Below are 23,119 nucleotides of genomic sequence, written 5' to 3'. Positions count from 1 at the left end.
AGGGATGGCCTTGTCTTTTTACAGTCTTTGTAAAGGTTGCGCTTCTGATTAAAATTTTGCTTCATGTCTCAGGCGGTCTCATCTGTATTTGAATTCATATTGAACAAATAAACAGCCGCTTCCAGACTATGAAAGCTATCCACTTCTTGACCCGCGCTGCTCAGTAAGCTTAAAAGAACGGTTTCTTCATCAATGGATGAGCGGCGATCGCGGACATGGGAGAACAGTAGCCAAACTCGGGGATATTGCCGTAGCTGACGTAAATCGGCGGCAAACGCATCGCGTTCATAGCGGGTAACGGAGCCAACTATCAACTGAGGCGGATTGGAAACCAGTGCGGGTTCAAACCACTCTCCTGAGTAGTTGCCAGTAGGGCGACGAGGGGTGGCAAAGTCAAACCCATATTGTTTAGCGTAGTAGCGAAAAGCGTGTTGAGCCGCGTAGTAAACATAGAGGGTATCGCCTGCTTGCCAGTGGTTTTTTAAGTAAGCTAAAGCGGGTTTAATCTCTTCCCGCATGCGCTGATATTCAAATTTAGGGGGTGAATTGGGATCATTTAAATTAAGAGCGGCGTAGTAAAAAGGATGGCTAAAAAGCAATAGAATCAGCAAGCCAGGAATCAGCAAATTAGCAGGCTGAAGACGGCCAATAATTTCTTGAGCGCCAACAGCAATAATCAGTAGGGCAAAAGGAACAGCAAAAAGTAAAAGCTGTCCTTGAAAGGGGTATTTTTGCAAACCAGAGGCTAACAATGTCACCACTAGTGGTGCAATTAGCGCCCAAAAAGTAAATTTTTGTCTCTTGAATAACGCAATGCCGCCCATGATGAAGCCAAACGCGGCAACGCCCGTTAGTTCAATGCCAATGGGGTAATTAAAGAATCTAAAAAAGGTATCGAAAAACCACTTGAGTTCAGTCAAACTGGTCGGCGGTAGAGGCATGAAAGCGTTATGGCTTTGCCCCCAAGAGTCTTGCAGTTGTGAGTTGCCCACCAGATTGCTCAGAGAAAACTGATAAAAAAGAGCAAAACTCACAGCGCAAAGACCGTAAGCAGCTAGGTAGCCGAGCAGCCTAGCAGGTTGCTGCCGGACGGCAAAAGCGATTAAACATAAGCCCGTGCCTGCAATAACAAAAACCGCCGGGTGAGAAAGCCAAACAGACAAAGCCGCCACCAAAGCAAAAACCAAGATCTGCTGCTTTGATGGCGGGTGAGCCTTAAAGTGAAAGGTGAACCAGCAAAGCAACAGCGCTACAGCAACATCTGTAGAATATTGTTTGACTTCGGCTGAATAATAAATCAGGCGATCGCAAAGGGCAAACAAACCGAGCGCGATCGCCGCCGCAGTGGGCTTTATTTTTATTAGCTTAACTATGCTAAAAAACAAAAAAAGCGATGACAGACTAGCTAAAAAAGGCAACAACCTTAAAGCATATTCCTGGCTGCTCCAGAGCTGAGTCATAAACTTTTCAATTATTAAAAACCCTATGGGGGCTGCTTGATTGTAAGCCAGAGGTTGCAGCAATTCGCTGTAAGAGCGCTCAATAATGTTTAAAGCTAAAAAAGCTTCGTCAATCCAAAGCGATCGATCCAGCAAATACTGGTGCAGTCTGAGCAAACCACCAACTATCAAAATGATATAGAGCCAGCTTTCAGGCTGACTCAGTCCTATTTCAGCCCTTTGCTTGAAAGTCTGCAAGAATTTTTGAGGTAGTCTGCGGTTATATCTGGCAATATTTTTCACTGCTGTTAGCTCAAATCAACACAACGTTCGCTTTAGCCCTATGGGCTAATAGTTGTTTTTTAGGAAGACTGAACAAAATCTTTAAACAGCAGCAGCAGTCGCGACAACGTGGTTTTAGGATTGATATAAAAAGCGTGAATTAAGCTAAATAGGGCTGCGCCTTTTTGACCCAGGTAGTAAGAGATTTTGGCGTGCTCATAAACGAAACTGGCATACATACTACGCTTTGCCCAAAACATGCTGCGATGCTTTTGAATCAAACGCTGAAAACTTTCCTGCCTGAGCAGACGATTTTTGGAAATCCGAGGTTCGTGCTGGGCGCGAAGTAAACAGTAGGTGACTTCAGGAATGCCTACAATTGAACAAGCCAGATTAAGTCTTAAAAAAAGTTCTGAATGGACTCGCGATCGAAAATTTTCGTCCCAACCGCCGATTTTTTCAATAACGTCTCGTTCGACCACTAAGGTTTGCTTCGTGTTGTAAGAACAACCAGGTTCTAAGTCTTCTAAGGAAAAATAACAGCCTTTAAAACGTACCGGAGGCGGCAAACGTTCTTCCTGGTGCTGTCCGGTTTCATCAACAACCTCAATGCCAGAAATAACGGCTACCGGAGGCGGCAGATCGGTCGCAGCCAGCGCCTTTAGAGAGGTTTCAGCCATGTGGGGCAAAAGCTGATCGTCATCGTCTAAATAGGTAATCCAGCGGCCTTGAGCCGCTTGAGTGCCTACATTACGAGCCCCTGCCCCTCCATGAGATGTAGAGAGACGAATCACGCTAAGCTGCGGATGATCGGCAAGTTGAGCAGGTGGATCAGAGGCATCATCCACTACGATGACTTCGATGTTCTTTAAGGTTTGTTGTAAAGCACTTTTGACTGCTTTTTCCAACAAATGAGGTCGGTTATGGGTGGGAATGATAATACTAAGTAGGGGCTGATTCACCATGAGCGTATTGCTAATTTACTTAGCCTGGTAGACAACTTAGCCTGTCGAAAACTGAATACCGCAGCTCTATAAGATGACTGGCTGCATCAGTATTTATCTTTTTAAAAGAATCAAACGTTTTTATAATTTACGTTGGGCAAAAAAGTTACAAGCGCCGCTAATAGTTTTTGAAACAGCTTAGGCGCTAGCAGCCGCAACAGAATTAAATAAGTGGCTGCGCCAATAGAATTGAGAACAATCAACTGCAAGATGGGTGATATTTTCCAACTGATGCTTTGCTGAGCCACTAAAATAGCCACAGCCATCAAAGTGGCGCTGACTAAAGGGGCGACAAACTGCCGCAAATAGTCTCGCATGGGTGCTTGGATAAGTCGCCCTACGGCGCTTTGTTCAATCGGGAACATAATACCTGTACGCACTAAATAAGCTAGCCCCACAGCTACCACACCCCAGCGTACGGCAATAGCAAAGAAAATCAGATTGAGTATTGAACTAAGCAACCCCAGCCATACTCGCCAGACAGGTTTGCCCATCGCCATAAAAATAGCGCCTTTAAAGCGAGAAATGGTGCGAAAAATTCCTGCTAGCGCTAACAACTGTAAGACCGGAGCCGACGGTAACCACTGTTTGCCAAACAGCAGTGTAATCAGTTCTGGCGCTAAAACCGCCACCGCTAAAAAACAGGGAAAAGAGATAACGCTTGTGAGCTGAGTGGCTTTGTAAAAAGCGCTGCGAAAGACAGCTAAATCTGAGAGCAAACGCGAAAAAGTGGGTAATGCGACTCGATTGACGGTATCAATCAAAAGCTGAACCATTATTTGCAAAATACGGTAAGCAATACTGTAGTAGCCCAAGGCTGTCGGCCCTAAAAAGTAGCCAATTAATAGGTCATCCGACCGGGTATTGATAAAACCTAAAAAGTTAAAAGCCAGAATATTAACGCCAAAGCTAAACAGTTCTCGAAAGTGAGGCCAAGAAAACTGGCGTTGTGGCCGCCAGTCGCTAGCCCGCCAGAGGACGATGGCCCCAACGGACTCGTAGGTCAGTTGTTGAATAACCAAACTCCAAACGCCGCACCCCAGTAAAGCGGCGCTCACGCCTGCTAAGCCGCCCAAAAATAGCCCCAACAGCGATCGCAGGGCAACAAACTTAAACTTAAACTGCCGTTCTAACAGCGCTTCTTGGACACCTGTGAAAGAACTAATAAGCAGTAGCAAAGAAAAATAACGCAAAATCGGCGTCAGTTGCGCTTCGTTAAACAGGTCAGCGATTAAAGGAGAAAAAAGAATGCAAAGACCCGTCAGCACCGCCCCACTGATCAAATTCGTCCAAAAGGCGGTATGAATATGCTCAGGTTCAAGGTTTTGATGCTGAATTAAAGCTTTGGGAAAACCCTGATCCAAAAAGACCTGCACAAAGGCCAAAAAGACGTTAGCCAAAGCGACTAAGCCAAAGTCCTCCGGTTCTAATAGCCGCGCCAGCACAAAAAAGACTAACAAGGAGCCTACCTGACCACCCCAATTTTGTAGGGCTGTCCAGATAATTCCGTGTAAGACTTTTTGCTGGAAATCTTTCATTTTAAGGCTAAAAAACAGACAATAAAACTCGGCATCAGGGCAGTTGCCGCCTTGGCGGGCGGCTCAGCGGCTTAATGCTCAGCCCCAGACCTATCAGGGCAAAGGGCACAACCGGATACCAGATTGAGCGCCAGTTGAGTAAACCGTTGAAGTTAAAGACTGTGCGACTCTGGGGGTACAAACTCCACAAAAGCCCCAGGCCAATCGCGATCGCGATCGCGCTACCGACCAGCCAAGACGTAGAAAAAGCAGGCTGGCCTTTAAACTTGAGTTGCAGCCTATTAACGGCAGCTTGCCAGTCAATAAACAAGGCATACACAATCAAAACCGGAGTGAACGTAACCGTAAGAAAAAGGGCATTGACGGCATGAAATAGCAAGGCTAACGACACAAAAAAAAGCCGTAGCTGCCGACCCAGCAAAGATAAAAAGAAAAGCCCTTCGCACAGCAAAGTTGAAAATCTTAAGCTGTGATAAACCCAGGGGGTTTGGGCAATCCAAGGAGCTATGGGATTTAAGGGTAACTCTTGCAAGGCGGCGGCTATATTTTTTTGCAAAACCAGATTAGCCATTAAATCTGGATAGGTTAACCAAACGCCACCAAAGGTAAATTTAAAAAGAGCAGAAGACAAAAAAAGCAGCGATAGAATCACCAAAACCGATCTAGCTGATAAAAAATATCGCCAGTGAGATTCAGAGGGGGCAACGCTGGGTTTAAGCGATCGCTGTTTGATCAGCGTATCTAAAGCATAGGTATGGCCCCAATCGTTGTTCAACCCCATAAAAAATGGAATATAAAAAGCAATCAAAATGGTTGAATGCTCTCCATCAGTGGCGATGTAATAAGCTTCTAAAATTCCCCCCAAAACTAACACTAAGGCCGTCATCAAGCGAATTCTTAACCCCAGCACCAGCAAAACCAGAGCGGCGACCAAGCCACATTCTAGAACTTGGCAAAACCACACACTTGGCGCAGACGGCAGCAGCGCAATCAGCAAAACTGGGTGGATAAAATGTTCGCTGGGTAAGTTGCTAAGGCTCACCGCATATTGATTGCTGAGATGCCACAGATAAAACAAGCCGTAGAAAATGCGAAACAACCCCATGCGGCCTGCAGCGTTAGGTTCTGGTTGGGTGAACCAGCGATCGATGCTGGAACTGACGGCTTTGGCGAATGTCATTGTTGCCCTGGCTTAGACGCTGTATAGTCTGCTATCCGAAAGCTCCCCAGCCTGACGACTTGAGTAGGGGTGTCGTACACTAGCGGCGGAACGCTGAGCGGTTCGACCTGCCAGTAAGTTCGGTAGCCTTGGATGACGCTGATTTCAATATCGGGTTTGAGATAGGAAACGAGCTGACTGAGGTAAGCCCGGTTTGCGTCTCGTTGCTCTGGGGCTGTGTCGTCAAAGGCATAGGCGATCGCCCTTTTGGCGACATCAGTGCGGCCAGCGCCAAAGAGATCGGCGGGTGCGAGCGTGTAAGTTTCGCCTGTAGTGGTTATTAACCGCAAGCTGACAGCATCGACAGTCGGGTCAGGAAAACCCTGGGAATAGTGGCTATAGACGGGCCAGGTCATAATCGGCCACAGTGTAATACGGCGTCCTACCAGCACTAAGGCCACAGACAGCAGAAAAAGCGCCGCCTGGTTAATTCGTAACTGCCGCTTGTCAGCAAGCATGAATGGCTGATTACCTCAAAAAAATCGACTGTTGAACAAACCGAGGTCGAGAGCCTGCTTAGGCGCATCTCATCGAGGACTGGCGTTGACCCGCGATTTTTGCTGTAGCCGACGGTGCTGATAGGTTAAATAATGATTCAACCCGTGTTCTAACTTGGCGATCGCCCGAGCGACAAAGTTCGTCCCCAGATTAAACGTCAGCCGCTGCGCCAGCGGTTCAATTAAAGACATATAGCGCCGCCAGCCCAGTTTTTTGTACTTATTTTTGAAATAGCCATCTTCGGCTAGCTGCCACTTGTCGCGAAAGTGATGCAGGCTAGAAAGTGTCCAAGCATCACTCCAGCGCAGCATGTAGTAATGAACATCTGACCAGTCTTGCGGCGCACCGGGAAGATAAGTTACCAGCGAATCGGGTTCAAAGTAGACGGTTTCGCCCAATTCGCGCACGCTCATGCAAAAGTCTAAGTGTTCTTTGGTGTTGAGCATGGATTCGTCAAGCTGACCCATCTGCTCGAAAATATCGCGTCGCACCAGAACACAGTGAAATTCAGCCAGTTCTGTGGGCGATCGCTTGAGCCGATCGCGAATGGCAGTGACTTGTTTCCCCTGGTCGTACATTTTTTCGCGAACGCGGCGACGTCCGGTTTTGTCTGTCCAAACGTGGGCTTCGCCGCCAGCAAAGTGAACCTCCTGGTGAATGGGGCTGTGCTGGCACATTAGCGGCCCAACGACGGCTGCTCCGGTTTCTTCGGCGCAGGTTAGCAAAGCCTCCAGCCAGCCCGGTGAAACAATCACGTCATTGTCAATAAAGACCAAGTAAGGCGTGGTGACCTGCTGCAACCCTAAGTTGCGAGCCTGGTTGGGATAGAGATAGTAATCGGTACTGACAATTTCAAACCCAGACTGCTGCGATTGTTGCTTGAGGTATTGCCGCAGCGGGGCGGGTGAGTTGCCGTCTACATAGACCAGTTTGAAAGGCAGTTGGGTATGAGCGTAAATGCTCTCTAAAGACTGGCGGGCACAGCTAAAGCGTTCGCGTGGCACCACAACTAAAGTCACCTGGGGTTCAGCCGCAGCCGATTCCAGGGTTATTTGGGATTGGGTTTCTTCAGCGACTAGGCTCATAAATCCTCCACAGACAATTACGAAGTCGGTAACAAAACGGTTGCAGGCGATCGCGGCACCGAAGCTGCCAGTTGCTGATAAAGTTCAGCTAGCCGATCGTTGAGGTCAGATAGGTCGTAATGTTTTTCTACAAAAGCTCGCCCCGCCTGCCCCATTGCAGGCCAGCGCTCAGGATGATCAATCAAATAGCGCAATTTTGCGGCGATCGCAGCGGCATCGCGCTCCGGTACCAGAAAACCAGAGATGCCATCTTCAACCAGTTCTGGGATGCCACCATGAAACGTACTAATCACAGGTAAGCCCATCGCCATGGCTTCTTTGAGCACGTTAACGGGCGCATCTTGATCACCGTCGCTAGCAGTGACGCTAGGGGCAACAAACAAATGGGTCTGTTGCAACAGCGCAATCAGTTCTTCCTGCGACTTTTTCCCCAGCAGTTTGACGTTCTCGCTGAGGTTGAGCGATTCAATCAGTTGCTCAAACGAGCTTCTTAGCGGCCCTTCACCAATAATCCAGTATTCCAGTTTGGGGTAGGTTTGACGGCATTTGGCGATCGCTCGAATCGCGTATTCAATGCCTTTTTTATCCACCAGCCGCCCCACGGTGGCAACCCGAACCGAGCCGTTACTGGGCAGATTCCGTGCTTGAAAGGGAAAACGGCTGCAATCTAAGCCAGACCCATGAACGCGAATTTTATCTGGCGGACAGCCTAGCTCAATCGCCCGCTGCTGAAAGAATTTGCAGTTAGCCAAAAAGTAATCGCCTACCTGAAAAAGGCGATCGTAAATGTGCGGCCCTTTGAGCTGAATAAAGCGGCTAATATCCTGGCCGCGAAACATGGTAAGCAGCTTGGCTGTCGGGGCATTGATGGTTTGAAAAGCCATGCCGCGAAAGCTAACGGTGCCAAATTGGCAATGAATAATATCGTACCGTTGAGCAAAGTGGGGAATGAGCGTGTAAAGCAGCCAAAGCGACAGCGCTGGCTCACCGTACTTAACGAAATTAAGCGATCGCAGCGTTTCACCAGGTGCCTGCATCAAACGTTTAGCCAACAGCCCGCCCCCTTTGATCGCTCGCCAGAACAAATTAGACGGCACCTCTGGTAAGTAATGGGTGCGCGATCGCAGGTTGTAAGCAATCACATCGCCATGCAGCTTGCTCCAGTCGCCAGGGCAATCTGCATAAATATCCACGCTATAGCCGCGATCGAGTAACCCCGTTATTTGATTAATAATGAACGTTTCAGATAAAACGGGAAACTCACCGACGATAAAAGCTACCTTCACACGCTTCTCCAGGCTTTGCGACTTAACGAACAACGAAGCAAACGCAGCAGACGCTCAATCTCTAAACTCTGGCTGGCGCTTGACCCAACCGCAGGCGAATTTTGGCCCAAGCGCTGCTATAGCGCACAAAAACAATTACCAGCGCCACCTGTAGCTTTTCGCTAACTCTGCTGAGTTTAGAACTTCTAAATACGCTAATGACGTACATCACAGGTGGAATCAGGTCTTGCGCCAAAATTATGCCAAACAGCAGATGCTTGAGCAGCGCTGGCGGAATTCGCTTTTGCTGCGCCAGGGCAAACAGCAGCGAATCTTTGTAAAAAAAGTGATAGAGCTTTCTGTTTAACAGGTCGTAATGTCCCCCAGCTAGGCGTACCGTTTTTTGCCGAATTTGCTCAAACGATACCCTGGCGGGATGGGCTACCCTGACCTCTTCGGCATAAACCTGCTGATAACCCGCCTCATAGACGCGGCGACCCCAGTCTAAATCGCCGCCTGACTTAAGCGTGGCATTAAAAGGGCCAACCGCTTGAATCACAGATTTCCAGGTAAACAAATTAGCCGTTGCCCCATATTTCATATCTCGCAGGTGCTGTGCTTGGGGAAAGGCCGTCGCCATTTCGAATAGCTCAACGGCGGTTGGGTGGGCAGGATCTTGCGGAAAAATCTCAATGTTGCCTGAAACCAAACCGCACTCAGGCGTCGCTAGCAATCGCTCTACGCCTTTTTCCAACCAGTCAGCTTCCGGGATGCAGTCAGCATCAGTAAAGGCGATCGCCGCTCCTTGAGCTAGCTGAATGCCACGATTGCGAGCGGCATAAGAACCGGGAACCGATTCTACCGCCGCGATCGCCCAGTTTTTTTGACCGACCAAGGCCGGAACCGCTGATGGATCATCCGAGCCATTGTCTACCACAATCACCTGATAATGAGATTGAGGATAGGTTTGATGCTCAAGAGCTGCTAAGCAACGCTGCAGCCTTGCTGCATCATTAAAGACTGGAATAATGACTGAAACTTGCGGCAGTTCTTGAGCCAAATAACGCATTCGGTTTCTTTCCCCCTAAGCAACGGCAGCAGAAGGCAGCTTCGCCGCTGAGTTCTCAGTCGGCTTTTTCATAAAGTCTTCGTGGTAAGAGCGCTCGGTGTTGACATCCCACAAATCGTGGTTTTCGCCCAGAATGTTTTTAGCCGCCAAAATACCCGTCAGCATAGAGTGATCTTGGTTGTTATAACGGTGCATACCGTTGCGGCCAACCGTTTGCAAGTTTTCAAACGTAGACAGATAATCTTGCAGAACTTTGAGATGCTGACGATACTCCCCGTCATAAACCGGATAAGCCTTATATTGGCGAATCACCGTACCATCTTTGATCAGCTCCAGGTTATCGACTAAGCCCAGCTCAACGACTTCACGGCTAGCTAGCTTAATCAAATCAGCTTCAGCCATTTCCCACAGCTCATCGCCCTCGCTACAGAAGTATTCCATCCCCAGACAAGTTTTCTGAGGGTCAGGTACCATGGCCGGACTCCAGTTTTTGAAATTTTGAATCCGACCAACCTTAAATTCAGGGCTGTGAATGTAAATCCAGTTGTCAGGAAACAGCTTTGGCTGATCAATAATCAGCGACACAATCATAAAATCGCGATACTTCAGCCCGTGAGCAGCGGCTAAAACCTCGTCGGGAGGAGCGGGCGAAAGCCGCTTTAACAACGCCGAAACAGGCATACTAGAGATAAATTGATCGCCTGTGAACTGCTTGAGTTGGCCGTCTTGTTCGGCAATTACCTTAGTAATGCGATTGTCCGATCGTTCAATGCGAATCACGTTGGTGTGCAGATGTACCGGAGAGCCTTTTTCATTGAGTCGCTCTTGAAAGCGCTCCCACATCATGCCAGGGCCCAAAATCGGATAATCAAACTCTTTGATTAGCGTTTTGGTGTTGTTAACCTTAAACAAAGCATTGAGCACCGCTTTCTTAAGCGATAAGCCTTTAATTCGCTGAGCAGCCCAGTCAGCCTGAATCTGGGTGCAGGGAATTCCCCAAACTTTTTCGGTATACGTCTTGAAGAAGGTTCTGTAGAGCTGCTTGCCAAAGCGATTGGTCACCCATTCTTCTAGATTGTTTTCGCTGGGTAAGGGGTTGAGCTTAATTTTCAAGTAGCTGGTCAAAATCTGGAAGCTGTTGAAAATTCCCAACTTAGAAAGGGCATCAAAAGGCTCTAGCGGATAGTTGAAAAACTTGCCGTCGTAGTAGATGCGCGATAGCCGGGGCACGCGAATAAACTCTTTGCCTAAAACTTCATACCAAAGTTTTTTGACAATCTCGACTTTGGTAAAGAAGCGGTGGCCGCCAATGTCGAAGCGGTAGCCTTTGTAAGTTTCGGTGCGCGAGATGCCGCCGACGCGATCGGCTTTTTCAAGCACAACAGCGGCTTGGTTCTCTTTGCTGAGAACGTAAGCTGCGGTTAGCCCAGCGGGGCCACCCCCGATAACGACGGTTGGATAGTGCTGCCTGGGATTAGACATAACTGATAGATTGGGTTCCTGCTTAATTTGCTGAAGTTCTGACGAGATGACGGCTAGCTAGCTTCATTTGGGATAAATGGTGTCGCCCCAAGCCGATGGCAAAAGCGAAACCGCTATACAGAAAATAAAGCCAGTGCCAGGGAATCACACGAGCGGTAAATCGCCAACCTCGCTTTTGCCGGAAAAACCGATAAACGGGGGCATTGAGCAGCAATAAACCGACTGCGATCGCCAGCGAAAGTCCGAGAGCGCTAGGCCATAGCCCCGTGGCTGCTAGCGTTAGCAATAGGGCAAAAGACAGAACAACGCTGAGCCGACTAGAAGTATCTAAGTTCAAGTCGTTGTTGAGTTGTTGGTGACGCAAGATCAGCGCTGTCCAGGGAAGCGCCCGATAAAAAATATCGGCTCTAAGCATAGACAGCGGCTCCCACCGCTTCAAGTGCTTCACTTGAATGTGCTTGCACAGGCGAATGGTGTAGCCATATCGTTTGAGCCGATAGCCCAACTCAATGTCTTCCACACAAGCGGCTCGATAACTCTGGTCAAAACCACCCACCTGCAGAAAAACCTCTCGCCGCACCGCCCCACACGCCCCCCAAAAGGTGGAGGCTTCCTCGCTGGAAACCTGGTGAGTATAATGGTGGAACAAGTTGCGGTACTGGGATAGGAAGTTGGCTGCCCCCGGTGCATCGTCATAGGAGCCAATCAGCGCTGCCACTTCGGGCGAAGCTGTAAAGACTTCGGCTACCCGGTGAATGGTTTCAGGATGAAGGGTGACATCAGCATCTACAAAAAAGATGATGTCGCCTTGAGCCGCTTTAGCACCTACGTTGCGGGCAGTAGCTGGCCCCCGACTGACAGGGCAGCGAATGACTTTAGCCCCAAACTGTTCAGCTACTCGCCATGAACCATCAGTATCACCATCGGAGACTACAATTACTTCATCTGGGATCAAGCCTGTATGCAGACTACGCAGGCATCGTCGGAAAGCGTCGCCGCCGTTGTAGACAGGGATGACGACCGAAATCGTCAAAGGTGCTTTGGAGGACAAATTAGACATAGGAATCAGGTTGGGTGCTGATTGGAGATACGACGAACACTGACCTCAGGCAGATCTGACCTCAGGCAGATAAGGGTTGATGCAGGCAGTTGAACTGAATTGTCGAAATTTTGGATTTAACGCCAGATGAAGTACAGATGTGAAACTTGAGCCAAATCTTTGCGCATAATTTTGGTCTTCAGGTGAAGCACATATGTAGCTCTCATGGTGTGGTAGCCCCTATTCAGTTTCTTAACGAAAGTAACGAACACAGCGGGTTGAATTATCCACTTGTTTACAGTTCCTTCATAAACCACAAGGGTTATATGAAGTTCGTTTAGACTTAGCAGTAGTACCCGGTCAGTACCTGTCTATTTATTTGCATAAATATTCGGCCGGAAAATCCACCTAAGGGCTGGTCTTAGTGCTTAAGACGTATGTCCGCCTGCCAAGTTTCCGGTTTTTTACGGAATCATCAATTTTTTGTTGAAGTTAAGATGAAGCTGATTTTTCAGAGGCTAACCTGGCGGTAAAAAAGCCGTTGTTTGCAGCAAAAAATGTGGTTTTAACTACATTTTTAGGCTGGGTTTAGGCAGGTATGAGTAAATATTGGTTGAGCCAAAAGGCGATCGCCGCCCCTGCAATAGGCACCGTCAGATTATCAATTCCCAACTTTGAAAAAGCTTCTAATCCGGTGGTAATCAGGCCAACAACCAAGGCGACTAGCCAGGTTTGCCAGATGGCACCTTGCACACTCAGTAATACTAACCAGCAGATCAAACTGCCAGCGATCGCCATTGTCAAAGAGCCTTCCCAGCTTTTTTGCATACCGCTTACCTGATAGGGATGCGCTCCCCAACGCTGCCCCACAATTGCAGCCAAGCCATCGCCCCAGGTCATGATCAAAAGGCCAATAACGGCGTAATGGGGCAGGTTCAAAGGCCAAAACCAGGCAATTAAAACTCCAAAACTGACGGCATAAAAAAAAGTGCCTAAACTCTTGCGACCCACGCTATCTAAGCCAGGAATCAAAGGAATGCGATAAGACAGTAGCGTCAAGCCGCTAAAAAGAACAGAAGCGAGAATCCCTAACCAGGCTGGAATTGAAAACCACCAAGCCAGCAAAATGACATTGCCAGCGCCGATATGCAGCACTTTGCGAACCATCTCAGGGCTAGCGGCAGTAAACTGCCAGAGGCTAGCGGCGACAATCCCCACCAGCCCAATCCAGAGAACAACCAAACTAGACTGGGCTAATAGAAGCGCATTCATTGCCAAGATTCAGGTGACGGCTAGAGGGTGAGCATAAGATAGCTCTTGCAATTATCTCAGACTTTTTCCACAGATAAATTTTGTGGCTTAAGATTGCATCGACTGCTATCTTGAGGGACAGATTAATCTACGACCTTGAATTAAACGTAACTTTTTGACTCATGGGGAATACCTATCAGCGGGTCTTGCTAAAACTGAGCGGCGAAGCCCTGATGGGCGATCTTTCCTATGGTATTGATCCAACTATTGTTCAATACATCGCCCAGGAAATTGCCGAAGTTGTCAGTAACGGTGTTCAGATTGCGGTAGTGGTAGGGGGAGGAAATATTTTTCGCGGGATCAAGGGGGCAGCGGCTGGGATGGATCGGGCAACGGCTGACTATATCGGCATGATTGCTACCGTCATGAATGCCATGACCCTGCAAGATGCCTTGGAACAAGCGGAAATTCCAACGCGGGTACAAACGGCGATCGCGATGCAAGAAGTTGCCGAACCTTACATTCGCAGACGCGCCATTCGCCATTTAGAAAAAGGGCGGGTGGTAATTTTTGGGGCGGGTTCGGGTAATCCTTTTTTCACGACAGATACGACAGCGGCGCTCCGAGCGGCTGAGATTAACGCTGAAGTGGTTTTTAAGGCGACTAAGGTAGATGGGGTTTACGATTCTGACCCTAAGGTGAACCCAGATGCCAAGCGATTTCGTACACTTACATACAGTCATGTGTTAGCACATGATTTAAAGGTGATGGACAGTACAGCGATCGCCTTATGCAAAGATAACAACATCCCGATTACGGTTTTTGACCTTTCGGTTCGTGGCAATATTTGCCGCGCCGTAATGGGGGAACCCATTGGCACGATAGTAGGGGAGTCCTGTGAAGTTAGCTGAAGTTGAACAAACCATGCAAAAGGCGGTTGAAGCCACCCAGCGGGCATTCAACACCATTCGCACCGGGCGAGCAAATGCCTCGCTGCTTGACAGAGTTATGGTGGAGTATTACGGTTCGCCCACGCCGCTGAAATCTCTTGCCAACATTAGTACCCCAGATGCTTCAACCTTGCTGGTTCAACCTTTTGACCCCAGCAGCTTGAGCCTGATTGAGCGATCAATTTCCCTTTCGGATGTGGGGCTAGTGCCCAACAATGACGGCAAAGTAGTCCGGCTCAATATTCCAGCGCTAACCAGCGAACGGCGTAAAGAATTTGTCAAGCTAGCCGCCAAATATGCCGAAGAAGGCAAAGTCTCTGTTCGCAATGTCCGCCGCGATGCGATTGATAGCATCCGCAAGCAGGAAAAAAATAGCGATATTTCAGAAGACGAATCGCGCGATCTGCAAGATCAGGTGCAGTCACTTACTGACAAATACACCGCTAAAATCGACCAGGCGCTAGCCGATAAAGAAAAAGACATCATGACCGTGTGATCAAGCGGCACAGCTTGGCCGCACGCAATAGGCTAAATGCAGCGGATAGCCCTTAATTGCGTAGATGCGATCGACGCAGTTGAGGGCTACATCTAGGTTTTGGTAAGTACGCAGAACCCGCTCTTTACCGTTGGCATACTGAACACACACTTCCCAAGACATAAGCTTTACCCGAACACCTAAGGATTGACCAACACTCCGCCATAGTCGCCTGTTAGCTTCATGAAAGCTTCATCAACTATGTGATTGCTATCCTATGGCTTTGTGGCTGCTTTGCACTCCGCAAGACTCAGGAACTCTTTACGCAAATATTTACCGACTCAGACCGCAAAACTGAAAAAAACCCTTCGGTTTTTACGGTAATTAGGTTTGAGGCAAGAGTAAAGGGAACTCTAGTGACCTATGGCAGTCAGTAGCCCTCAGGTTTCTCACACGTTAGCAAAGGCGATCGCTGAGCGGGCAAAATTTGCTTATAAAGAGGCAACAGTCAGAGGGAGGGCAAAAACTAAATTTTATTAAGCTGATTTGAAATCTCTCTAAAGAGGGCTTCAAGATTCTACGGGTTTAACGTAAATGCAGTTAGGCTGTGACTGTCAATTTACGGGATAGTACGACCTGTCAGAATTGATACTGTTTTCAAGTCAAACGTGGGAGCCTTGAATTTTAAGCTAGCCCACAGACACCTGTAACGATTGGGAGTGTTGTTTTCACCTATGTTCGATTGCATCATTGTTGGAGCGGGTCCCGCAGGCGCAACGGTTGCCTATCACCTCGCCAAGCGTGGCCGATCGGTTTTAGTGTTAGAAAAAGCAACGCTGCCTCGCTACAAACCGTGCAGTGGCGCTGTTTCTCCCAGTGTGGCTCAGTGGTTTGACTTTGACTTTGCTCCAGCCATCGATCGCAAAGTGAATCGGGTGCGCTACACCTGGAAGCTCGGCGACCCGATCGAAGCTAAGTTAGAAACGTCTGAACCCATCTGGATGGTGAAACGAGACGTTTTTGACTCTTTTTTGGTGAAGCAAGCCCAAGCGCAAGGGGCTGAGGTCAAAGACGGTGTTGCCGTTACAGGCATAGAATTTCAGGGCGATCGCTGGCTGGTTCAAACCTCAGCAGGCACCCAAACAGCCCGATTTTTGGTGGGGGCTGACGGCGCAAATGGCCCTATGGCAGAGTGGTTAGGCTTCAAAGAACCCAAACTCAGACAAGTAGGTATTTTAGAAGTCAAAGCCCCAGAAGCCGTCCACGAACAAAACCCCATCAGCTTTGAGTTTGGCTTGGTGAAAAACGGCTGCTTGTGGAATTTTCCTAAATCAGACGGGTTTTCAATTGGGGCTGGCACCTTTTTGGGCAGCAGCTTAAAAGAATTTCGTTCTTCGATTGAGCAGTACTTGCCTGAATTTGGCCTGTCTTATGACCAGGGCACCGAGTATGTAGCCTCCCTCAAACTGTGGGACGGCAACCGTCCCCTGCATCGGCAGCAGGCGGTGATTGTAGGGGAAGCCGCAGCGGTGGTTGATCCGCTAACGGCTGAAGGCATTCGTCCTTCTATTTATAGCGGGGTCAAGGCAGCCGCAGCGCTCGACCAGGCGATCGCAGGCAATGCCGACGCCCTCCAGGGCTACACTGACATCATGCATCAAGAGTGGGGAGCGGATATGCAGTGGGCGCAGCGGATTGCTGGCATTTTCTACCGGGTGCCGGGGGTGGGGTACCGGGTAGGCATCAAGCGACCCACCGCTACCAAGCGGCTGGGGCAATTACTAGCAGGTGATATTCACTACGCCGATATTGCCAACCGCGTGATTAAACGGCTAAGTGGCAGCCTGATTCCGGGGATGCGGGGTTAGCCGCCTAGCGGGAAAATCGGCAGCGGTCGAGGCTACGCCTACAATAAAGGTGCAACAGCGAGTAAGGTCACTGCTGCAAATCTTTAGTGAAGGTTTATGACACCTCAGTATCGGCTTCTCCAGCAGATTGCCAGGGTTTTTCCAGACGCCATTTTTTATAAGCCTACGCTGATGCGGGCTGTGGCTTTGACGATTGACGACGTTCCTACCCCCCAGGAACCGGGGGATGCTTCAACCCAGCAAATTTTAGCGGCGATCGCCGACTACAATCAGCAGCTTGGCCCGCTCGATTACCCCGTGCGGGCTACCTTTTTTATTATCAGCAGCCACCTCAACGACGCTGGCGAAATTCTGCAACAGATGCAGCAGCAGGGTCACGAAATTGCCAACCACGGTGCCGTTGACGATTTGGCCGCGGCTTTAGCCCCCGACCTTTTTCACCATCACATTCAAACCGCTCATCACCGGATTACAACCTTTGCCGATCGCCCTTTGCGCTGGTATCGCCCTGGTCGGGGGCTTTATACGCCCAGCATGTTGCAGGTATTGAGACAAATGGAGGGATACGAACCGCGTTTTGCCCTGGCCTCGATGATTCCGTTTGATACCTTTCGCTTTGCCAATGACCCGCCGTTCACGGCCTGGTATGTCACTCAGTTTGTTTTTCCGGGGGCAATTTTGGTGCTACACGGTGGCTCAGCAGAACGGGCTAGCAACACAGCCCGCGTGTTGAAAAATTTGCTACCCGCGCTGGCGCAACAGGGCTATCAGGTGGTGACGCTTTCGCAACTGTGGGATTTAGTTTAAGCCCTTGTCAGTAGCGGCTTGCTGGGTCTGTCTTCTGTCGCAAGATAGATTCCGAGGGTTTCCCCGATCGCTGTATGATTGAGCCAGAATTAAGTATTAAATATAAACAGAGACGTTAGAGGGTGTTTGAAAGCCAATGGTTGTGATTTTAGGCACTCATCGATCCCCCCTAGCCCCCCTTGAAAAGGGGGAATCGGCAGGGCATGAATGGGGCGGCGTCCCTATACAGGCTGCAGCAATGTTATCTATAGCTATGCACTCATGTGAATGCTAGCTCACGCTCTCAAAACTATCCCATTGCTGAATCACCCAGGCTCAATGGCTGATCAGGGCAATGCGGTAACTCCCAGATTAATGTAAGCAAACCTGACCGCTGCTTTCGAATATCAGCTTCAAGAAGGGGTAATCACAGCGGTTTTGTGTTTCCTGCTGGAATGAAGGACGACTATGTCACATCTGCATCGTGCTGTTCTGGTGGTGGATATTTCAGCTCAGAACGGCAACTCTCAAGAGGATTGGTGGTCGAATAGCCTTTTAACCGAAGCGGTTTTGGTAGTTTCAGAAAGCGCTGAGGCGATCGCACTGTGCCAATCGCAGCCCATTGATGCCATTCTCTTAAAGCTCAATCTGCAAGACATTAGCGGCCTAGACTGCATCGAGCAGTTCCAACAGTTAGGCGATCGCTGTCCGCCTATTGTAGTGATCGGCAGCGATCGAGCAGCCTTTGCCGTCCAGGCTTTGAAGCAGGGGGCGATCGATTATTTAGCCGTCGAACAGCTAACGCCGGAGCGGTTGCAAGCAGCGTTGCAAGCAGCGCAACCAGGCCAGCTTTTGCAGGCTGCAGACGCCAAAGCTAGCAGCAGCCAAAAGCAGCAGAGTGAGCGGCAGCTAAGGCGCATCCTGGATAGCCTTTTTAGCTTTGTCGGCGTTATGCGACCGGATGGCGTGCTGATTGAAGCCAACCAAACGGCGCTGGCGGCGGCTTCTCTGCAACCGCAAGAAGTTTTGGGTCTTCCCTTCGAGCAAACCTACTGGTGGTCTTATTCGCCTGCTGTGCAAACGCGGCTAAAAGCGGCGATCGCCCGCGCCGCCAGTGGCGAAGTGATGCGATACGACGTGCAGATTCGCCTAGGGCCAGAACAATTTATTGTGATTGACTTTGCCCTCGTGCCCTTGCTAGACGAACAAGGTCAGGTTGAATACCTGATTCCTTCAGGCATTGATGTTACCGATCGCATTCAGTCTGAAATTTCTCTGCGCCAAAGCCAGACCCAGCTACAGCAGCAACTCGCCGAAATTGAGGCCATTTATCGTACAGCGCCCATTGGTTTGGCGGTCATGGATCGCGATCTGCGCTTTGTACAGATTAACCAGCAACTCGCTGAAATGAACGGCGCTTCTGTTGAAGCCCACATTGGCCGGACTGTGCGAGAACTGCTGCCTGACTTAGCCGATACCATCGAAGACCTTTTACGGCCTATTTTGGCCACTGGGGAACCGTTGCTCAATGCTGAAATTCACGGCGAAACCCCGGCACAGCCCGGTACTAAACGGGTTTGGCTAGTGAATTCTTATCCGCTCAAACAGGACGATCAGGTAACGGGTCTTAGCACAGTTTGCGAAGAAATTACCGAACGCAAACAGGCTGAAAATGCTTTAAGAGAAAGCGAAGAGCGATTTCGTACCCTGGCAGACAATATCTCGCAGTTTGCCTGGATGGCTGACGAGAACGGCTGGATTTTTTGGTATAACCAGCGCTGGTTTGACTATACGGGCACAACTTTAGAGCAGATGCAGGGCTGGGGCTGGCGGCAGGTGCATCATCCCGATCACGTCGAGCGGGTAGTCGCAAAAATTAGCTATTGCTTTGAGCAAGGCGAACTTTGGGAAGATACGTTTCCGCTGCGAAGTCGAAACGGTGAGTACCGCTGGTTTCTTTCACGAGCTATTCCCATTCGCGATCAGCAAGGCAACGTGCTGCGCTGGTTTGGCACCAATACCGATATTACTGAGCTAAGACAGGCCGAAATCGAACTCAAGCAAACCACCGAGCGGCTAAACATTGCCCTCAAAAGTGCGCCGATTACCTTGTTTAACCAAGATCTCGATTTGCGCTACACCTGGGTTTACAATCCCACCGAGCGCTATTCGGTTGAGGAAATGTTGGGACGGCAAGATGCAGATTTAGTCGCGGCGGAAAGCGCGGCTTATTTAACCCAGCTCAAACGACAAGTGCTAGAAGCGGGCGTGAGTCTGCGCGAAGAAGTCACCATCTTGAGAAACCAGGAAGTGGCTTACTATGATCTCACCCTCGAACCGCTGAGAAATGCCCAAAATCAAATTGTCGGCATTACCGGGGCAGCGGTGGATACCAGTCAGAAGGTTCAGCTAACCGCTGCTCGCCGACAGGCTCAAGCCGATCTGCGACAAAGCGAAGATCGGCTGCGCATGGCTCTAGAAGCAGCCCAGTTGGGCACCTGGGACTGGAACTTGACGACAAACGAGCTGATTTGGGATGCGGGTTGCAAAGCTATCTTTGGCCTGCCTGAAGATGCGACCGTCAACATTGAGGTGTTTTATCAATGTTTGCTGCCTGAAGATAGCGATCGCATGGAACAAATTATTCAGTGGGCGCTGAACCCAGCCAACGGCGGCGACTATGACGCTGAATATCGCATTATTAACTTCCACGATCGGGCTGAACACTGGGTAGCGGCCAAAGGCCAGGTCTACTTCAACGCAGTGGGACAACCCCAACGCTTTACGGGGGTCATTTTAGACATTACAGAACAAAAACAGGCTGAGGCTGAACGCGAACAGTTGCTACAGCGCGAACAAGCGGCGAGAGAATCGGCAGAGCGGGCTAATCGGATTAAAGATGAATTTTTGGCGGTGCTGTCTCACGAACTGCGATCGCCCCTTAACCCGATCTTGGGGTGGACGAAGCTATTGCAAACCCGCAAGCTAGATGCGGCCAAAACGGCAAAAGCTTTAGAAACTATTGAACGCAACACCAAGCTGCAAACGCAGTTGATTGACGATTTGCTAGATATTGCCAAAATACTGCGCGGCAAACTCAGCCTCAACGTTACCGCCGTCAATTTGAGTCCGGTGATTGAAGCTGCGATCGAAACGCTTAAGACGGCAGCTACCGCCAAGTCAATTACAATTACCCCCATTTTGCTAGACAGGGCGGAAGTATCAGGCGATGCAGGTCGGCTACAGCAAATTATTTGGAACTTGCTTTCTAACGCCGTCAAATTTACCCCCAGCGGCGGTCAGGTTGAGGTGCTGTTACAGCAGGTAGACGACCAGGCTCAAATCACAGTACGCGATACGGGCAAAGGCATCAGCGCTGACTTTTTGCCCTATATCTTTGAGTCTTTTCGTCAGGAAGATTTTTCGACAACCCGTAACTATGGGGGGTTGGGGTTAGGGCTGGCGATTGTGCGCCAGCTAGTAGAAGCTCACGGGGGTACCATTGCTGCTAATAGCAGCGGTGAAGGGCTAGGGGCGATTTTTACGGTCAGTTTGCCGTTGTTAAATAGCCACCCTGACCCGGTGCGGATGCCGCCCATCCCTGCCTATGAACCCAATCTCAGGGGTATTCGAGTGTTGACGGTGGATGATGAACCGGACGCGCGGGAACTGCTGACCGTATTGTTATCTCAGTATGGCGCTGAGGTTAAAACGGTGACTTCAGCCGCCGAAGTGCTGGAAACCCTGAGTGACTTTGATCCAGATGTGCTGGTGAGCGATATTGGCATGCCCGGTGTAGATGGCTATACGCTGATTCAGCAGATTCGCGCGTTGCCAGCGGATCTAGGCGGATTGGTTCCGGCGATCGCGCTAACGGCCTATGCCCGCGAAGAAGACTATCAGCAGGCGATCGCCAGTGGCTATCAGCGACATATTTCTAAGCCGGTTGAACCCTTGATCTTGACGCGGGCGATTCAATCGCTGGTGCCGCTTACCCCCAACAGCAGCGACCCCGCTTGAGACGGCTAGCTCAGGTGGTTTGGGCTTTAGCTCCCCCCAGGTTAGAAAAGCGCTTGAGCTGCATAACGGTAAGGGTGGTTACCAGCGTCCCCGCCGCGATCGCCACAATATACAACCCCACATGCTCCACAGCATTCGGAATCGCCAGCACAAAAATGCCGCCGTGGGGTGCCCGCAAAGTACAGTCAAACAGCATCGACAGCGCCCCGGTGACGGCTGAACCCGCTACGCAGGCCGGAATCACCCGAATCGGGTCGTTAGCGGCAAAGGGAATTGCCCCTTCGGTGATAAACGAAATTCCCAAAACAGAGGCCACTTTGCCCGCTTCTTGTTCGGCCTGGTTAAACCGTTTCTTGGCGACAAAAGTAGCGATCGCCAGCCCCAGCGGCGGCGTCATCCCAGCAGCCATCACTGCCGCCATAGGGCCATAGAGATTGCTAGAGAGCAAGCCCACAGCAAAGGTATAAGCTGCCTTGTTGACAGGCCCCCCCATGTCTACTGCCATCATGCCGCCCAAAATCAGCCCCAGCAATACGGCATTGGTGCTGCCCATACCTTCTAGAAAGGCCGTCAGCCCATCCATCAGGTAGCGTACGGGTCCACCAAAGACATACACCAGCAGCAGCCCCACCACCAGCGTCGCCAGCAACGGAATTACCAAGACGGGTTTTAAGCCTTCAAAGTTGGCTGGCAGGTTGACCCGGTCGCGCACCAGCTTCGCCACATAGCCCGCCAAAAAGCCCGAAACAATGCCGCCAATAAAGCCCATACCCAGATTTGCCGCCAGCATACCGCCGATTAAGCCAGGGGCTAAGCCGGGGCGATCGGCAATTGAAAAAGCAATATAGCCCGATAGCACAGGCACAATCAGGGCAAAAGCCGCGCCACCGCCAATTTGAGACAGTGCCGCCCCAAACGTGCCTTCCTCCGGCTCAATGCCAAAAACAAACGAGAGGGCAATAATCAACCCCCCCGCTACAATCACAGGCAGCATGTAAGAAACCCCTGTAAGCAAGTGCTTATAAGGGCCAGAGCGCTTTTCAGAACGCTCCGCTTTGGCTTGCTTGACCTGGTCAGCATAGGCGCGATCGCCGCTGGCTGTGGGCGCAGGGGCAGGGGTTTGTAGCGCCGCTTTTAGTTCGCTGGGGGCGTCTTTCATCGCTGCTTTGGTAGAGGTTTCGTACAGCGGCTTACCCTGGAAACGGCCTAGATCTACATGGGTATCGGCGGCAATAATGACGGCATCGGCGCGGGCAATGTCAGCCTCGCTGAGCTGATTTTTCGCCCCCACGGAACCTTGGGTTTCGACTTTGATGGTGTAGCCCAGCTTGGCTGCTCCTTGCTTGAGCGCTTCTGCCGCCATAAAGGTGTGGGCAATGCCGGTAGGGCAAGACGTAATGCCGACTAAAAATTTGCCCTCAGCGCTGGCGGTATCGGGGCTGGCGGCATCGCTCAAAGGGTCGTCAGGCTGTGGATCGGCGGGGTGCGGCGTGGTTTTAATTTGAGCCGGAGCCGTTTCCAATAGCATCAGGGCATTTTTGATCACTAGCTCAGTGTTGCGGATGGCTTCGCTGGTGGAGACCGCGTAGACAGGTAGCCCTCTAAAGCGATCGCGGGCGATCGCCTGGTCAGCGCCGACAATCACCAGTTCGGCAGCGGCGATGTCTGCGGCTGAGAGGGGGGTTCCCTGGCCGTTACCACTGGCTGCTTCGGCTTTGAGGGCATGGCCGAGGGCTTCTGCCGTTTTTTTCAGCGCCTCGGCAGCAAGGTGGCTGTGGGCTTCTCCGGCTGAGCTAGCGGTGACAGCAACAATCTGGGTCATGGTGTTTCCTGCTTCTGTAAATCCAAA

At 50.3% G+C, this 23,119-nt stretch carries 18 protein-coding genes; 5 read left to right on the top strand and 13 right to left on the bottom strand.

The window, feature by feature from the left end:
* Positions 1-68: 68 nt before the first annotated feature.
* From ACTS3T_RS08325 to ACTS3T_RS08275, 11 genes are all read right to left on the bottom strand, one after another.
* A complete protein-coding gene (locus tag ACTS3T_RS08325) occupies positions 69-1,697 on the bottom strand; it encodes a hypothetical protein (RefSeq protein WP_377960153.1) in 1,629 nt (542 codons plus the stop codon).
* Between the two features lie 104 nt (positions 1,698-1,801).
* Entirely contained in the window at positions 1,802-2,683 is an 882-nt protein-coding gene (locus ACTS3T_RS08320; RefSeq protein ID WP_377960185.1) for a glycosyltransferase family 2 protein, read from the bottom strand.
* Positions 2,684-2,796: 113 nt separating this feature from the next.
* Positions 2,797-4,263 carry a lipopolysaccharide biosynthesis protein gene (locus tag ACTS3T_RS08315; RefSeq protein WP_377960155.1) on the bottom strand — a complete coding sequence of 489 codons (1,467 nt, stop codon included), beginning with the start codon at positions 4,261-4,263 and terminating at the stop codon, positions 2,797-2,799.
* A gap of 34 nt (positions 4,264-4,297) precedes the next feature.
* Positions 4,298-5,443, bottom strand: coding sequence for a hypothetical protein (locus tag ACTS3T_RS08310; RefSeq protein ID WP_377960157.1), 1,146 nt, complete (start codon positions 5,441-5,443; stop codon positions 4,298-4,300).
* On the bottom strand, positions 5,440-5,940 hold the full coding sequence (locus tag ACTS3T_RS08305) for a hypothetical protein (protein WP_377960159.1): 501 nt from the start codon (positions 5,938-5,940) through the stop codon (positions 5,440-5,442). Before ACTS3T_RS08305 ends, ACTS3T_RS08310 begins: the two co-directional genes overlap by 4 nt.
* Positions 5,941-6,009: 69 nt before the next feature.
* Positions 6,010-7,065, bottom strand: a complete 1,056-nt coding sequence (locus ACTS3T_RS08300; protein ID WP_377960161.1) for a glycosyltransferase family 2 protein — start codon at positions 7,063-7,065, stop codon at positions 6,010-6,012.
* Between the two features lie 17 nt (positions 7,066-7,082).
* Positions 7,083-8,351, bottom strand: a complete 1,269-nt coding sequence (locus ACTS3T_RS08295) for a glycosyltransferase (RefSeq protein ID WP_377960163.1) — start codon at positions 8,349-8,351, stop codon at positions 7,083-7,085.
* 61 nt (positions 8,352-8,412) lie between these two features.
* Positions 8,413-9,399, bottom strand: a complete 987-nt coding sequence (locus ACTS3T_RS08290; RefSeq protein WP_377960165.1) for a glycosyltransferase family 2 protein — start codon at positions 9,397-9,399, stop codon at positions 8,413-8,415.
* Between the two features lie 15 nt (positions 9,400-9,414).
* The gene (locus ACTS3T_RS08285) at positions 9,415-10,881 is read right to left on the bottom strand and encodes an NAD(P)/FAD-dependent oxidoreductase (protein WP_377960167.1); all 1,467 of its coding nucleotides are present in this window, start codon (positions 10,879-10,881) and stop codon (positions 9,415-9,417) included.
* 22 nt (positions 10,882-10,903) lie between these two features.
* Positions 10,904-11,941, bottom strand: a complete 1,038-nt coding sequence (locus ACTS3T_RS08280) for a glycosyltransferase family 2 protein (RefSeq protein ID WP_377960169.1) — start codon at positions 11,939-11,941, stop codon at positions 10,904-10,906.
* 567 nt (positions 11,942-12,508) lie between these two features.
* On the bottom strand, positions 12,509-13,192 hold the full coding sequence (locus tag ACTS3T_RS08275) for a diacylglycerol/polyprenol kinase family protein (protein WP_377960171.1): 684 nt from the start codon (positions 13,190-13,192) through the stop codon (positions 12,509-12,511).
* 161 nt (positions 13,193-13,353) lie between these two features.
* Between ACTS3T_RS08275 and pyrH the strand changes: the two genes are divergently transcribed.
* Complete coding sequence (pyrH, locus tag ACTS3T_RS08270; protein WP_377960173.1) at positions 13,354-14,082, top strand: UMP kinase; 729 nt, start codon at positions 13,354-13,356, stop codon at positions 14,080-14,082.
* Positions 14,069-14,617 (top strand): ribosome recycling factor, encoded by a 549-nt coding sequence (frr, locus tag ACTS3T_RS08265; protein ID WP_377960175.1) that lies wholly within the window; start codon positions 14,069-14,071, stop codon positions 14,615-14,617. Before pyrH ends, frr begins: the two co-directional genes overlap by 14 nt.
* Here frr and ACTS3T_RS08260 read toward each other — a convergent pair whose 3' ends face one another.
* On the bottom strand, positions 14,618-14,779 hold the full coding sequence (locus ACTS3T_RS08260) for a family 2 glycosyl transferase (RefSeq protein WP_377960177.1): 162 nt from the start codon (positions 14,777-14,779) through the stop codon (positions 14,618-14,620).
* A gap of 551 nt (positions 14,780-15,330) precedes the next feature.
* Here ACTS3T_RS08260 and ACTS3T_RS08255 point away from each other — a divergent pair.
* The 3 genes from ACTS3T_RS08255 (at position 15,331) to ACTS3T_RS08245 (ending at position 21,270) form a co-directional block, all read left to right on the top strand.
* Positions 15,331-16,464, top strand: coding sequence for a geranylgeranyl reductase family protein (locus tag ACTS3T_RS08255; RefSeq protein ID WP_377960179.1), 1,134 nt, complete (start codon positions 15,331-15,333; stop codon positions 16,462-16,464).
* 96 nt (positions 16,465-16,560) lie between these two features.
* Positions 16,561-17,271, top strand: coding sequence for a polysaccharide deacetylase family protein (locus ACTS3T_RS08250; RefSeq protein ID WP_377960181.1), 711 nt, complete (start codon positions 16,561-16,563; stop codon positions 17,269-17,271).
* Between the two features lie 447 nt (positions 17,272-17,718).
* Positions 17,719-21,270, top strand: coding sequence for a PAS domain-containing protein (locus tag ACTS3T_RS08245; protein ID WP_462934905.1), 3,552 nt, complete (start codon positions 17,719-17,721; stop codon positions 21,268-21,270).
* 10 nt (positions 21,271-21,280) lie between these two features.
* Here the strand turns inward: ACTS3T_RS08245 and ACTS3T_RS08240 are convergent, their stop codons facing one another.
* Entirely contained in the window at positions 21,281-23,092 is a 1,812-nt protein-coding gene (locus tag ACTS3T_RS08240) for a PTS fructose-like transporter subunit IIB (RefSeq protein ID WP_377965065.1), read from the bottom strand.
* Positions 23,093-23,119: the final 27 nt, after the last annotated feature.

Origin of the sequence: Almyronema sp., assembly GCF_052168255.1 — a bacterium.
In the GTDB taxonomy this organism is placed as follows: domain Bacteria; phylum Cyanobacteriota; class Cyanobacteriia; order Phormidesmidales; family Phormidesmidaceae; genus Sphaerothrix; species Sphaerothrix epifaneia.
The sequence above is the reverse complement of the archived record's forward strand: the minus strand, read 5'-3'. Positions and strand labels throughout refer to the sequence as shown.